The 14,177-nt window shown below is 60.6% G+C and carries 9 protein-coding genes and 1 tRNA gene; 1 reads left to right on the plus strand and 9 read right to left on the minus strand.

The genetic code is table 11. The features are described 5' to 3' along the window. Positions 1 to 3: 3 nt before the first annotated feature. The 7 genes from E8K79_RS08720 to E8K79_RS08750 form a co-directional block, all read right to left on the minus strand. The gene (locus tag E8K79_RS08720) at positions 4 to 996 is read right to left on the minus strand and encodes a 5-oxoprolinase subunit C family protein (RefSeq protein ID WP_136514402.1); all 993 of its coding nucleotides are present in this window, start codon (positions 994 to 996) and stop codon (positions 4 to 6) included. After that, positions 984 to 1,742 carry a 5-oxoprolinase subunit PxpB gene (gene pxpB, locus E8K79_RS08725; protein WP_136514403.1) on the minus strand — a complete coding sequence of 253 codons (759 nt, stop codon included), beginning with the start codon at positions 1,740 to 1,742 and terminating at the stop codon, positions 984 to 986. The genes E8K79_RS08720 and pxpB overlap by 13 nt, the downstream gene beginning before the upstream one ends. Next, a complete protein-coding gene (locus tag E8K79_RS08730; protein ID WP_246043769.1) occupies positions 1,739 to 4,693 on the minus strand; it encodes an NAD-glutamate dehydrogenase domain-containing protein in 2,955 nt (984 codons plus the stop codon). Before E8K79_RS08730 ends, pxpB begins: the two co-directional genes overlap by 4 nt. Positions 4,694 to 4,713: 20 nt before the next feature. Then, positions 4,714 to 5,682: a DUF979 domain-containing protein gene (locus E8K79_RS08735; RefSeq protein WP_136514404.1), complete on the minus strand. Its 969-nt coding sequence runs from the start codon at positions 5,680 to 5,682 to the stop codon at positions 4,714 to 4,716. After that, entirely contained in the window at positions 5,679 to 6,419 is a 741-nt protein-coding gene (locus E8K79_RS08740) for a DUF969 domain-containing protein (RefSeq protein ID WP_136514405.1), read from the minus strand. Before E8K79_RS08740 ends, E8K79_RS08735 begins: the two co-directional genes overlap by 4 nt. A 638-nt stretch (positions 6,420 to 7,057) precedes the next feature. Continuing rightward, positions 7,058 to 7,134, minus strand: a tRNA-Arg gene (locus tag E8K79_RS08745). 117 nt (positions 7,135 to 7,251) lie between these two features. After that, on the minus strand, positions 7,252 to 7,944 hold the full coding sequence (locus tag E8K79_RS08750; protein WP_136514406.1) for a DUF1573 domain-containing protein: 693 nt from the start codon (positions 7,942 to 7,944) through the stop codon (positions 7,252 to 7,254). A 157-nt stretch (positions 7,945 to 8,101) separates the two neighbouring features. Here E8K79_RS08750 and E8K79_RS08755 point away from each other — a divergent pair, with 157 nt between their 5' ends. Further along, positions 8,102 to 10,057, plus strand: a complete 1,956-nt coding sequence (locus E8K79_RS08755) for a DUF3426 domain-containing protein (RefSeq protein WP_136514407.1) — start codon at positions 8,102 to 8,104, stop codon at positions 10,055 to 10,057. Between the two features lie 76 nt (positions 10,058 to 10,133). On the opposite strand, the gene E8K79_RS08760 is transcribed toward E8K79_RS08755, so the two are convergent. Beyond that, complete coding sequence (locus tag E8K79_RS08760) at positions 10,134 to 11,399, minus strand: N-acetylmuramoyl-L-alanine amidase (protein ID WP_136514408.1); 1,266 nt, start codon at positions 11,397 to 11,399, stop codon at positions 10,134 to 10,136. Between the two features lies 1 nt (position 11,400). Continuing rightward, positions 11,401 to 14,010, minus strand: a complete 2,610-nt coding sequence (gene mutS, locus E8K79_RS08765; RefSeq protein WP_136514409.1) for a DNA mismatch repair protein MutS — start codon at positions 14,008 to 14,010, stop codon at positions 11,401 to 11,403. Positions 14,011 to 14,177: the final 167 nt, after the last annotated feature.

Here is a 14,177-nt window from a genome sequence, read left to right on the forward strand (position 1 = left end):
TGCTCAAACCTCCTTGCTGGCAGCCGCGCCTTTTACCGGCGCGCCCCCCAATGGCCCGTGACTTACCCCGACAGCGGTCTTCTCGTAGGCGGCTTTTTCCGCGGCCAGCGCCGCGACGGCCTCCTGATCGCTGCACTCCACAAAGGTGACGCTGTCTCCAGCCTTCGCCTGTGCCAGCCTGGAAAGGTCGGGCCCGATCACGAAGCCGATCTTGGCGTAGCCGCCGGTGGTCTGGCAGTCCGCCATCATGACTATGGGATGCCCGTCTCCCGGCACCTGTATCGCCCCGGCGCTCAGCGCGTCAGAGATGATGTCGGCCCCGGAGGCATGCTCGACGGTCGGGCCTTCGAGCAGGACGCCCATCCGGTCGTTCCTGGACGAGACGGTGAAGCTCTTGCTGAAAAGCGACTGCAACCCCTCGGCGGTGAAGAGGCCGTCCTGCGGCCCCGGGATCACCCGCAGGCGCACCTCGTTGCCGTATTTGGGGAGGTGATGGTACGACAGTGCGCGCGGTGCGCAGGGCATCTCGCCTGCCTTGCCGATTTCGATGACGTCATCGGCCTTGAGCGCCCGTCCGTCAAACCCGCCTATCCCGGCACGGGTATAGGTCGATCTGCTGCCCATGACTTCGGGGACCTCGATGCCGCCGTAGAAGGCGATATAACTCCGGCAGCCGTTCACCGCGTAGCCGAAGGAGAGTTCGCTGTTTGCGGGAACGTAAAAGGCGGACCAGTTTTGGATCTTTTTGCCGTTCAGCGTTCCCTGCATATCGGCCCCGCAAACGGCCAGGTAGGTCTCGCTGGGGAACCGGAAGGTACCCCCCAGCATGGTCATTTCCAGAACGGCCGCTCCGGGTTCATTCCCCGCCAGGATGTTGGCCATGGTGGCGGCGTAGCGGTCCATGACCCCGGAAACCGGCATCCCGAAAGCGCGATACCCGGTACGTCCCCGGTCTTGGACGGTCGTCAGCATCCCCGGCTTGATCACAGTGCACATGCGGCGTCCTCCCCCTGTTTGACCGTGCCGGTCACCGGCTTATAGCTTCCCGACTCCACCTGACGCAGGATCTCCTGGAAGGTCCCGGCATCGATCGCGGTAAAGCGGAGATAGTTTCCTGCCGCGAAGAGAAAGGGATCGGCCGAGCCGGGATTGAAGAGTTGCAGCGGCGTGCGGCCGATCAACTGCCATCCCCCGGGGCTCTGGATCGGATAGATGCCGGTCTGGCTCCCTGCGATGCCGATGGAACCGGCGGGGATCACCACCCTCGGTTGAGCCAGTCGCGGTGCGGCGATGCGGTCCGACATCCCCCCGAGGTAGGGAAAGCCCGGGGTGAAGCCGAGCATGTAGACCTGGTAGGCCCGCGAGGTATGGATCTCCACCACCTCCTCAACACTCAGCTTGTTGTGGCTCGCGACGAACTCGAGGTCCGGCCCGAACTCGCCGCCGTAGCAGACCGGGATGCTGACCACCGTCGCGGTGTCGGCCTTCTCGCTGCTTTCCGCGTCGCTATCCAGAAAGAGCCTGATCTTATCGGTGAGCGCGTCCCGGCTGATGCGCAGCGGGTCGAAGTAGACCATCAGCGAGCGGTAGGTCGGCACCAGCTCGAGTATCTCGTGCGGCATCTTGCCAGAGATCAGTTGCGCCAGGCGATGCACGCGGGCGTTTACTCCGGGCTCGATGACGTCGCCGAAGTCCACCACCACCCCTTGCTCGCCCGCTTTGACGATGTTGATGTTGCTCATGCTTCCACCCCCGGAAAGTTGCGGTCCAGGAACACCTTCACGAACTCCTCGAAATCCGACTCCTGGTCGCCCCGGTACACCATGGCGGAACCTATTTCGGCGGCGAGTATCGCGAAGAGGTACTTCTGCGGCAGCTGACCGATCCGCTGGTTGTAGCAGCTGTTTTCGCTCAGGAAGCGGGGGAGGTGGCTCAGGATGGCGCGCCGGAACAAGGGCTGCAGGCAGATCTCCGGCCGCTTCTGGAAAAACTTGAAGAGTCGCGCGTAGTGCGTGTTGATCTCGCCACTGATGGAGTTGGAAATGTCGGTGCAGAGTAGGTTCGGCTGCTCGCGACGGCGCTTGAGGATCAGTCGTGCCTCGTCGGCGGCACGCTTTTCCAGGATCTGGAGCACGTCCGCGACATAGGCCTCCTTGTTGGCAAGGAACTCCTCCTCGGTGAGCAGCAGGTTGGCGATGATCTCGTAGGAGGACGAGATGACCCCGCACTTGTTCGCGGAGGCGTCCCGCATGATGATGACCCCTTTCTTCTGCAGCTGCTGGCGCGCCTCCGGGGTGATGAACGAGTTGGCTCCCTCGATGATGACCTTCGCGGAAGGGGTTCCATCCGGGAGGAAAAACCGCTCCCAGTTGTGCATGTCGATGGTTTCGGGTCTCCCTCCGCCGGGGATGAAAAGGTCCGCCTCGACCGAGAAGGGGAGTTCCGCGAATTCCCTTGAGAATTCATCGACCGAGATCCACTCTTCCTCCACTCCGGCCGCCGTCCGGGTCACCTTGCGGTAGAGTTCGCGCAGTCCTTCCGAGCGGCTGCCGCTACGGAAGAGCATGAAGCCGCCGGGGTTCAGCCTGCACGGGTCGAAGGCGTCGAGATCGCGGGAAAGGAGGATGCGCCCGAGCTCGTCGCGGTCCGCGCCCGCCGTGTCGCACAACGCCGCGGTACCGTCCAGGATCAGCCGAATCTGCACCTGCGGGGAGCGCTCCAGCAGTAAGCGCATGGCGTTTCCCGCCACGTCGCCGTTCGGCCCCCCGGTCATCTTGACGGAGTAGGGGGCGCAGCGCATGTCGATGCCGAGCTCCGCCATGGTTATCTCGGCGAAGGTGACCACGCCAAGCGAGGTGACGCCGTATTCCTTGTGGTTGATGCCGACCTCTTTGCTGGACATGATGCCGTTGCCAAGGACATAGCCCCTTTTAGTTGAGATACGGGCGACGGCTTCGATGACGCTGTCGTGCATGTTTTCGTCGGGGCCAAGCTCGATCGGTTCTTCCTCGCGATAGTAGTCGACGACGGCGGGGTTTTTCGCGATCCCGTTTTCGGTGACGTAGATGTCGAGGAAGGCGTTGATGACACCGTACTGCAACTTGTACAGGCGCCACGTTTCCTGGTCGCGATCCCTCGCTTTGAGGTCCGCGGTGTTCAGGATGAGCACCATCTTCGAGCCGCCTTCGTAGATGTCCTTGTTCTTTAGATGCTGGGTGAACGCCAGCACGAAGTTTTCCCGGAACAGGTTGTTCGAGTTGGTGACGAAGTCATCCTTCGTGCGGGCGATGACGGTGCGCCAGCCGCCGCGGGCGATGTCGGAAAAGCCGATGTGGTAACCGAAGCCGAAACGGCTGAAGAAGAAGGTGATGCGAAACGGCGTGCCTTCCGGGAGATCGGCGGTGAAGTCGGGACCGAGCTCGGCGAGGTAGGCGGGGTCGATCCTGAAGGAGAGTGCCTGTTTCACGACAACGAAGAAATTAGTTTTCAGCGTGTTCCGGATGAAGGAGAGGCAGCAGCGGAAAATGGCCCTCCGGATGTCATCCAGGTAGCGGTGGCCGGTGCTGTAATCTGTCACGGTCTGCTGTGTCGCGGCCAACAACGCCTCGTAATCGGCGCTCCCCACGGCTCGCGGGTCGAAGCGGCTGCGGAACAGTTTGACCAGCTGGAGCGCTATCTCCGGGTGCGAGGTGAACGCATCCTGAACGTCTTCGAGGCCGAAACGGTCCGGCTGGTTGTGGGCCAGGTTCGAATGGCAGAACGCGGTGAAGGCGTTGATGAGCGCGGCGTCTTCACCGGAAATGACATCCCTCGTTACGAACTCGCGGTAGGTCGGGGAGGAGACGTTGAGAATCTGGGTCGTGTACAGTTCGCCCTGCAGCCTGACGAAGCTATCGGAGTTCTTTTCGAGCTGGCTCCCACCGCGCGGGCGCACGTAGAAGGTCCCGAGGAAATAGGGGTGAGTGCCGTTGGAGATGGTCAGGCAGTAGGCGCGGTTCACGGCGATCCCCAGCCGGTTGAAGACCTCCATTACCTGCAGCAGGAAGTCCTTTTGCGGCGGGTTGGCAACGGCGAAGAGCACCCGGGACTCGCCTCCCGTCTCCATCGGCTCCACGTCCAGGTGCAGCCCGCCCCCCTGGTTCCCCATCTGGTACAGGTTGAGGATCTGCGCCACCCTCGCTGGTGGGGAGATGCGCACATAGCTTTCGTTATTGAGCCAGATGATCCGAAGTAACCTGTCGAAGTCCTCCGTCGGGCTTGCCGGGTATTCACGGATGAAATCACTGTAGATCCGTTCGCGGATATCGGCCGGTACCTCGTTCCCCTTGCCGTTTAGCACCTCGTGGTTGGACTTGCGGTCGAACTCGAGGCGCTGGATTTCCAGCGTCTGCTGCATGCCCGGCATAGGGCTCTCGGAGTGTGCGATCATCGCATAGGAAATCTCCCGCTCACGCACCCGCCCGATCGAGTCATACAGGGAGCCCGGGACGTTCGCCATGGCCTGGATGAAGCTCTTCTCCCGGTCCGCGAGGATCAGGCGGCGGTTATGCCGCAGGGTGCCCATTTCGCGTCTGAGGATGTCGATCGCCTCCGGTTCATCCTTCATGGAGACGAAAAAGTAGGGGTGCATTTCTTTTTCCAGCCAGCTCTGGTTCCCGCCGTTTACCGATTCTTCAACGCCTTGGTTGGACACGACTTTCTCCTTTGTCGGCTCTAGAACGCGTTCATCAGGAAATACATCAGGGCGATGTTGACGACCAAGAGTGGCAGGGCCGTCATGATCTGCACCTTGATGACGCCGTTTTTGTCCGGAAGTTCAAGAAGGGCCGCAGGGACGATGTTGAAGTTTGCCGCCATCGGCGTCATGAGCGTGCCGCAGTAACCCGAGAACATGCCGATCGCGGCGACGATGGCGGGGTTGCCGTGGAACACCCCCATGAGGATGGGAACTCCGACCCCTCCCGCCATTACCGGAAAGGCGGCAAAGGCATTACCCATGATCATGGTGAAGATGGTCATCCCGAGACAGAAGACCGCTACCGCAACCAGCTTGAAGTCCATCGGGATATAGGTTGTCGTCACGTTTGCGACCGCCTTGCCAACGCCTGCATCCATGAACAAAAGCCCAAGGACGGCCAGCATGTGGGGGAGCACGACGGCCCATCCCATCGAGTCGATCAGGCGGCGCGCTTCGCGCATGGCCTGCACCGGGGTGGAGCCGGTGAAGCGGCAGGCGACGATCAGGGCGATAATGCAGCCGATGCCGAGGCTGACCAGGGTGAAGTTCTTTTGATCGAGCAAGAACATGCCGCCGATCTTCGTTTTCTGGAATACCACCGAGCCGATCATGGTGGTGAAGGGAATGATCAAAGCCGGATAGAGCAGGCGGTTACCGAGTTTCACGGCGCTGTCGTGGCGCTCTTTGGCGGTGAACTGGTGGTACTTGCCGAGCGAGACGCCGCCGAGGCCCGCGATGAGCGCCATGGCGACGACGATGATGCCTGCGAAAAGGGGAGGGATGAGGTCACCGATCAGAAACACCACCGCGTATAGGGCCCAGAACGAGCCGGTAGCGATCCTTCTTGGGTTCCCTTTGTCGCGAAAGGACATCAGGGAGATGATGGTCAGGGTCAGTCCGAGCAGTATGAAAAAGTAGTTCAGGGGCAAGATCGTCGAGCTCATGCTTTTTCTCCTGTGAATGCTTCAGTAACTACGGCTTCAGTCGTTTTCTGCAGTCCCAGTTCACGTTCGATTTCGACATCCAGCCTGCGCAAGCGGAAAGCGTGGATGGTGAACGCGGAGATGGCCGTCGGGATGCCCCATAGCGCCATATGCAGCGGATTGACCTCTATGCTGTACCCCCGAAGGATCGTCTGCATGAGCACGATAGCGCCGAACGCCACGAAGATGTCTTCACCGAAGAAGAGCCCCACGTTATCCGTGGCGGCTGCCATTGCCCGTATCTTGTGCAGCAGTTTCTCCGGTATGGAGCCGTAACGGTTTTCGGTCGCACCTTCCGCCATCGGCGCTATCAGCGGGCGCACCATTTGGGGATGGCCGCCGAGACTCACCAAGCCAAGCCCCGCGGTGATTTCCCGCACAAACAGGTAGACCATCAGCAAGCGCCCCGCAGTAGCCGACTTGATCTTGGCGATGATCAACTGGGCCTGCTCTTTCAGCCCGTAGCGCTCCAAAAGACCGATGACCCCGAGCGGCAGCAATAGAATCAGGGGCAGATTTCTGGTCTTGATGAATCCTGTACCCAACGAGATGAGGATCTTGTCGATGGGCATGGCTGCGGTGAGACCGGTAACCACCGCCGCGATGATGACAACCATTACGGGGTTTTGCCGTAGGATAAAACCGGCAATGATTACGGCAACTCCGATGAGCGGCCAGAGATTTACAGCTCCTTGCATGGCATTCTCCTTTTCCAGGTGGTGAACCTACGATTATGAACTTAGTGCCGACCGGTCTGCCCCGGATCCTCTCAGGTGGAGCAGTGGATATTAAGTTTTATGTCACGTGGTGCCATCAGTTGAACTGCGATTCTCTCTGGAGTCTTCACCAGAGCAGTAAATGGGAGGAGGGGGCTGCTCTTGTCGCGAAGTTTGCATGTAGTCCAATCAGGCTCTGTATCAGCAGGTGGGACAGCGGCCGCACAGCGGTCCCAACCTGCCGTTACAAACGCTGTTCGGTATACAAACATTTCGTTGATAAAATGTCAACGTTTTGTTGGCGAGTCATAGATGATTTTTTGCAGTCATAGGCGGATAGGCGTGAACTTCAGCCTGAGCGCTTGCCATGGCTATGTCGGCGGCAACGGTGCGCAATGAGTACCTCTCTGCTCTGAGTGCGGTTGAGCGTCTGGAACAGGGTTTCCTGAGAGTTGAGCTGGAAGGTGTGAGAGGGGAAAAGAGGTGGCGGATGTAATGTCGTGAGGGGAAGATGAAGTGACAGATGAGACAGGTGGGGGGGGGCGTGCTGCTGCGGCGGAAAAACAAAAAGGCCCTGATCGCTCAGGGCCTTTTTGTTCTCTGAAACTGCTTGTAATAGTTGGTGGGCGAGATGGGATTCGAACCCATGACCCCTGGCTTCGGAGGCCAGTACTCTATCCAACTGAGCTACCCGCCCTGAAAATCTATCAGCTAGACAAAGAAGTCAATTGACGTGACATAACGGTCCATTCACAAGACCAAAGACCTATTCAATACACTATTTCTGGGACCAACTCAAGGTGAAAGTTTAAAATCATTTGGTCATCGTTCCATACACCGGGACGGTGATCTCTTTTTTCTGCGTGCTGTTGGTCACTATGTGCAGGTAGCCGCTCAGCACTTTCGCTTCCGGTTTCGCCTGTGCCGAAACTTCTATCGTCCCGGTCTCGCCAGGATCCAGTTCTCTCTTCCTGATCACCGGCTTAATCTGCAGCGATGACGATGTGACGTTCACGGCGAGAAGCTTTACCGTGCCTGCCCCGTTGTTAGTGACCTTCAGTACGCCTTTGGTCGCGAAGCTGCTGCTCACCGGTCCGAGGCTCAACTGGCGCGGGATCACCTGCAGTTCTTCTGTTACCGTCCCTTCCATGCTGAAGGTGTAGCTCGGACTCTTCCCGGCGTTGCTGGTGAGGGTAACCGTCTTGACCACTTTTCCCGAAAACGAGGTTGAATCGAAGGTTACTTCGATGGTGGCACTCTTGCCGGGGGGGACGACGGTGGTGGACGGCTTCACGGCGGTGCAGCCGCAGGACGCCTCCAGCTTCTTTATCTGCAGCGGTGCATCGCCGCCGTTTCTGACTTTAAAGGTATGCTGTACCTTTCTTCCCTGGGCAACGCTGCCGAAATTGAAGCTGCCTTGGTCGACGATCACTTCCGGTGCAGCCCAGGCCATCGTGACGGTGAGGGAATTAATAAGAAGGGCGTAAAGGATGCGGCGCAATTTCATGTGGTACCTCTTCTTCATATGAGGGATTTAGCACATCGGAGATATATACCACAAAGGCGCTGGAGCGACCAGAATGATTGACACTATAATTTGCTTCTGTTATAGAAAAACGTTGGAAAAATTAATGTGACGCTGTGCTAACAAGTTCGGAGGGTCGATGATACTCCAATGCGACCAATGCAATACAAAGTTCAGGCTGGACGACTCTAAGCTTAAGCCGGGGGGCGTGAAGGTGCGTTGTTCCAAGTGCCGACACGTCTTCGTTGCCGGAGCGGAACAAAAGCCGGAAGAATCGGACTTCGATGCCCTGCTCTCGGGGTTGGGCGCTCCGGCGCCGGGCCAAGGTGAGGCTGAGGCTGAAGTCTCTGCTTCCGCGCCGCAGGCCGGGGCCGAGTCTGAAGTCGAAGCCGAGGCTCCCAAAGCCGCCGAAGAGGAAGGGGACCTGGATTTTGGCTCCATAAACATCGAGACCGGGGTTCCCGCCGGCAAGGAAGAACCTGCAGCCGGCGCTGCCGGGCCATCTTTTGACGAGTTTGAGTTCAGCGCGGAACCGGTGGTTGCTGCCCCGAAGGCTCCTGCTGCAGCGGATCTGGATTTCGGGGAGTTATCCTTCGACGAAACGCCCGCCGCACCGAAGACTGAGCCGGCTCCCGCCGCTGCAACCGGCGGGCTCGACTTCGGTGAACTCTCTTTCGACGAGACGCCTGCGGCGGTGAAAGAGCAACCTGCTCCTGAGGCGGCATCGACGTCGGTCGATTTCGGCGAGTTTTCCTTCGAGGAGACACCCGCGGCCGTGAAAGAAGAGGCCGCTCCCTCGGCGACGTCCCCTTCGGTCGATTTCGGCGAATTCTCCTTTGACGAGACCCCTGCGGCACCTGTGGAAAAGGCCCCGGAGGCTGCGGGCGAAGCGATCGATTTTGGTGAACTCTCCTTTGATGAGACGCCCGCTGCGGCGAAGGAAGAGCCCGCTCCCGCCCCCGCTGCCGTGACTGATGATTTTGATTTCGGCGAGTTCTCTTTCGACGAGACGCCTGCCGCTGCCAAGGAGGAGACTCCTCCGGTCGGCGCTGCGCCTGACCTTGGTGCGTTTTCCTTTGATGAACCGGCGGCTCCCGCCGTGAAGGAAGCCCCGGCCGGGGAATCGTTCGACTTTGGCGATTTTTCCTTCGAAGAGCAGGCAGCAGCCGAGGCGCAAGAGCCCGCCGGACCTTCGTCGGCAGGCTTTGAGTCCTTCGCGGCTGAAGAAGAGGTGCCCGCGCCGCAGCAGCCCGTGGTCGCCGAGCCGGCACCTCCTACTGCCGCAGCCGGTGAGTTTTCCTTGGGTGGGTTCTCTTTCGGAGCGAAATCCGAAGAGCCTCCTGCCGGAGAGGGGACACCCGCCGAACCCGTGGCGCCTGTAGGTGCCGCGGCGGTCGAAGACGAGGCCGCCAAAACGGCCGCCAAATCCTCGTCTCTTGATTTCAGCTTCGGGGACAAATCGTTTGCCGCTTCGGTTCCCGATGAGGCTTTTGACGACGAGCTTCCGCCTCTCTCCATATCTTCGAGACGTAAGGGGCGCTCGGTGCTCACCATCGCCGTCGTGACCATCTGCATGGTCGTCGTGCTCGCCCTCACCGGCGCCGGGCTTTACGTGCTGCAAAGCGGGCCGGATGCGCTTAAAAAGCTCGACAAGCTCGGCATAGGCTTCGTCGCCAAGTGGTTCGGCATGGAGGTCCCGGAAGAGGGGCGCATCACCATCAAGAATCCTCTCGCCTCCTTCCACCAGAACAAGGAGGCCGGTGAACTCTTCGTAGTAACCGGCGAGGCGGTGAACTCCTTCCGCAAGGCGCGCGCCTCGATCCAGGTGAAGGTGAGCATCTTCGACAAGGCGGGTAGGGTGCTGCTGCAAAAGACAGCCTACTGCGGCAACCGGCTCTCCGACGAACAGCTGAGTACGCTTCCCGTAGCGAAGATCGAATCGATCATGAACAACCAGTTCGGCGACTCCCTCTCGAATCTGGGCGTGAAACCGGACCAGTCCATCGGCTTCGTCGTCGCCCTCGCCAACGTCCCCAAAGAGGCTGCGGACTTCGGCGTCGAGGTAGTCGGCTCCACGGTGGCTGCCGGACAGTAAAACGGGTAGGGGATGAAAAATGGAAAAGGCCGGCTTAAAAGCCGGCCTTTTTGCGTTTGGAGAGTGTCTTCTTCTCTCAGGCGGGTGCCTTGTTCAGTGCGGTGATGTACCCCTTGATGCCGGCTAAAATGCCGTCGGCGGTCACCTCCTGGTAGTGCGGGTCCTTGAGCTTCTGTTCGTCCCGCTCGTTGCTCAAAAACGCGGTCTCCACCAGGATGCTCGGCATGGTAGCACCCACGAGTACGTAGAAGGGGCCCTGCTTCACTCCGAGGTTCTTCACCGTCGGGTACGCCGAGAGCGCCTTTTTGTGCAGTGCCTTCTGTACCTCCTCCGCGAGATGCGCGGAGTCGTTCAGCTTGTAGTTCGCCATCAGGTCGAAAAGGACGGCCTGCAGGGTGCTTACCTTCTCAAGGCTTGTGCCGTTTTCCTTGGCGGCCAACTGCGCCACCTTCTCGGTCTTGGCGAGGTTCAGATAGTAGGTCTCGATGCCGTTGGCGCCGTGGTTCAGCGAGGCGTTCGCGTGGATTGAGACGAAAAGATCGGCCCCCACCTTGTTGGCGATCGCGGTTCTCTCCTGCAGCTCGATGAAGACGTCGGTGGAGCGGGTCATCACGACATCGATTCCGAGCTCTTCGCGGATCTTACGGGCCAGGTCCAGGCCGATCTGCAGCACGATGTCCTTCTCCCTCGTGCCAGAGGGGCTGACCGCGCCCGGGTCGTGCCCGCCGTGCCCCGGGTCGACCACGATCCTCCTGATCCTACCCGGCTTGAACCTTTTGGGCTCCTTTGCCTTTTGCGGCTTCTCGGGCGCGGTGAGCTTGTCGGCCTGCTTCGGTTCGGCCGGGGTGCTCTCGATCACCTCCCGGGAGGCCGAGATCTCCTGCCTGCGGTCTCCCTTGATGTCGATGATGATGCGGTAGGGATCCGAGAAGGTGAAGACCTTGTATTCCTTGATGCTGTCCAGATCGAGAACGACCCTGACCGTGGAGGGGGCGAACTGGGCGATGCGGACGCTTTTTAAAAGTCCGTCACCGACGGTCAAGTCTTTCACGCCGGGGTTTAGGTGGGTACCCGGCAGGTCGAGATAAAGGCGGCCGGGAAGCTTGTGATGCTCGAATGCCACCTCCTTGTCAGCGGCTATGGATACGCGGGTGTAGTCCGGGGTGGACCAGTGCCTGAGTTCGGTCACCGGGGTAAGACCGGTAAGCGGCGCGGCGCCCGCCGCCTCGACGAGCCAGGGGGAGAGCAGCATCCCGCCCTGGGCCGCCAGCGTCCGGCAAGCAAGCCACCGGTAGTAAGGGGGGATCAGCCCGAGGTATTTAACGAACTCCCTGCGTTTCATCTCACATCATCCTTTTTAGTTCATCCACGAGGTTGAGCGCCTCGAGCGGTGTTAAGAGCGCCACTTCCACCTCTTTCAGCCTCTCCCTGATGAGATCCTCGCCGGCATCGAAAAGCGACAGTTGCGGGGACGGGACGGGAGCCTTCTTGCCGCGCGCCAGGCGCGGAACGCCCCCCTCGCCGTACTCCCCCTTTTCCAGGTTGAGGAGGATCTCCTTGGCCCGGTCGATCACCGCCTGCGGCAGCCCGGCCAGGCGTGCGACCTGGATGCCGTAGGAGTGCGAGGCGCCGCCCGGAACGATCTTTCTCAGGAAGATGATGCGTTCGTTCCACTCGCGGACCGCGATGTTGAAGTTCTTGATGCCTTGGCGCGTGACGGCGAGCTCGGTCAACTCGTGGTAGTGGGTGGCGAAAAGCGTCTTCGCCGCGTGCGCCTTGTTGTCGTGCAGGAATTCGGCGACGGCCCACGCGATGGAGACGCCGTCGAAGGTGGAGGTGCCCCGGCCGATCTCGTCCAGGATGACGAGGCTCTTCGCCGTGGCTCCCCGCAAAATGGCGGCGCTCTCCATCATCTCCACCATGAAGGTCGAGTGCCCGCGGGCCAGGTTGTCCGAGGCGCCGACGCGGGTGAAGATCCTGTCCACGAGCGGGATGCGCGCCCGCTCGGCCGGAACGAAGCTCCCCATCTGCGCCATCAAGGTGATGAGGGCTACCTGGCGCATGAAGGTCGACTTACCCGCCATGTTCGGGCCGGTGATGATGATCAGCTGGTTCTCGCCGTTGTCGAGGAGCGTGTCGTTCGGGACGAAGCGCTCGGCGGCGTAGAGGTCCTCGATGACGGGGTGCCTCCCCTCCGTGATGGAGAGCTCAGTCCCCTCGTGCACCTCCGGACGGCAGTACCCCTTGTCGTGGGCGAGCTCTGCGATCGAGGCGAGGACGTCCAGACAAGCGAGGCGGTCCGCGCTTCTGGCGATCCGCTCACCCTGGGCCGCCGCGGCCTCGCGCACTTCCTGGAACAGGGTGAACTCAAGGTCCTTGATCCGGTCCTCGGCGCCCAGCACCTTCTCCTCGTACTCCTTGAGCTCCGGGGTGATGTAGCGCTCGGCGTTGGCGAGGGTCTGTCTCCTGATGTAGTCCTCGGGGATGGACGAGACGTTCGCCTTCGTTACCTCGATGTAGTAGCCGAACACCTTGTTGTAGCGGATCTTCAGCGAGGTGATCCCGGTGCGCGCCTTCTCCTGGGCCTCGAGGCGGGCGATGAACCCTTTCCCCTCGCGGCTTATGGCGCGCAGCTCGTCGAGCTCGCCGTTGTAGCCGTCTGCGATGATGCCCCCATCGCGCAGCACGAAAGGAGGATCCTCAACGATGGCGCGGGTTATCAGGTCGCAGATCTCGGTGAGTGGGTCGATGCCGGCGTCAAGCTCCTTTAGATAAGGCGCGGTGCATGCGGCGAGTTTCTCCTTTATGGCGGGAAGCCTCGAGAGCGATGAATTGAGGGCGGCGATGTCCTTGGCCGAGGCGGAGGCGAGGCTTATGCGCCCGTTCAGCCGCTCGAGGTCGTAGACCCCGGAGAGGAGGTTCTTCAGCTCCGCGCGCACCCCGGGGGCCTCGATCAGTTCCTGCACCGCATCCTGACGCAGGCTGATCTTCGCGAGGTCCATGAGGGGGTAGTTGATCCACTGCTTGAGTTTTCTTCCCCCCATCGCGGTGACGGTCCGGTCCATGAGCCCCAGCAGGGAACCTTTGCGTTTCCCCTCGGAGATGGTGGCGGTCAGCTCCAGGTTACGCCTCGTGGACTCGTCCAGGAGGAGGTGCTGGCTCTCACTGTACGGGGTTATCCCGGTCACATGCGGCGCGTTCCCCTTCTGGGTGTCGACCAGGTAGTGCAGGATCGCTCCGGCGGCAAGGAGGGCGGTGGGGAGCCCCTCGCACCCGAGCGTCTCGGCGGTGGCGCCCTTGAACTGGTTGCCGATCAGGCGTTTGCAGTAGTCGGCGTCGTAGACCCACTCCTCGAAGTAGGTGAGGCTGCGGTCGTTTTTCAGATGCGCCACATCCTTTGCCTTCGGCTCTTCGCGGAAGGTGGCGGGGAGGATGATCTCGCGCGGCGCGATGCACGCCACTTCGGCGAGTGCCGCCTGCAGCCCGGCGAGTTCGGTGACCCGGAATTCACCGGTGGAGAGGTCCAGGTAGGAAAGGCCGTAGCACTCGCCGTCGCAGCAAAGGGCTAAGAGGTAGTTGTTTTCCTTCGGGGAGAGCGAGGCGTCCTCGACGACGAGGCCGGGGGTGACCACCCGCACCACCTCGCGCTTGACGATCCCCTTGGCGAGTTTCGGGTCTTCGGCCTGCTCGCAGATGGCCACCTTTTCGCCCGCCTCGACCAGCTTCGCGATGTACGGGGCGCAGGAGTGATAGGGGACGCCGCAAAGCGGGACTTCGGATCCGTCGGCGTTTTTGCCGCGCGAGGTGAGGGTGATACCGAGGATGCGGGAGGCTTTCACCGCATCATCGAGGAACATCTCGTAGAAGTCGCCGCATCTGAAAAAGAGGATCGCGTCGGGATGTTCAGCCTTGATCTCGAGGAACTGCCGCATCATGGGTGTTATTTCAGACATTTGGGAACCTTTTCGGGGAAGAGAAACGCGGGGCATCTTAGCAAAATCGCGGCACCATGTAAAGCTTCGCAGGCTCGGCTCTGAAGTCAGTGCCGCTGAGATCCGTTTCGGGGTGGGATGTCCGACTTCATGGCGGGATAAATGGGTTAATACCGATTTTTTGCCCT

Source organism: Geomonas edaphica (assembly GCF_004917075.1).
GTDB classification, from domain to species: domain Bacteria; phylum Desulfobacterota; class Desulfuromonadia; order Geobacterales; family Geobacteraceae; genus Geomonas; species Geomonas edaphica.

Coding starts and splice junctions, on each gene's coding strand:
- E8K79_RS08720 (WP_136514402.1), bottom strand. CDS start 996: ATGTGCACTGTGATCAAGCCGGGGATGCTGACGACCGTCCAAGACCGG.
- pxpB (WP_136514403.1), bottom strand. CDS start 1,742: ATGAGCAACATCAACATCGTCAAAGCGGGCGAGCAAGGGGTGGTGGTG.
- E8K79_RS08735 (WP_136514404.1), bottom strand. CDS start 5,682: ATGAGCTCGACGATCTTGCCCCTGAACTACTTTTTCATACTGCTCGGA.
- E8K79_RS08740 (WP_136514405.1), bottom strand. CDS start 6,419: ATGCAAGGAGCTGTAAATCTCTGGCCGCTCATCGGAGTTGCCGTAATC.
- E8K79_RS08750 (WP_136514406.1), bottom strand. CDS start 7,944: ATGAAATTGCGCCGCATCCTTTACGCCCTTCTTATTAATTCCCTCACC.
- E8K79_RS08755 (WP_136514407.1), top strand. CDS start 8,102: ATGATACTCCAATGCGACCAATGCAATACAAAGTTCAGGCTGGACGAC.
- E8K79_RS08760 (WP_136514408.1), bottom strand. CDS start 11,399: ATGAAACGCAGGGAGTTCGTTAAATACCTCGGGCTGATCCCCCCTTAC.
- mutS (WP_136514409.1), bottom strand. CDS start 14,010: ATGTCTGAAATAACACCCATGATGCGGCAGTTCCTCGAGATCAAGGCT.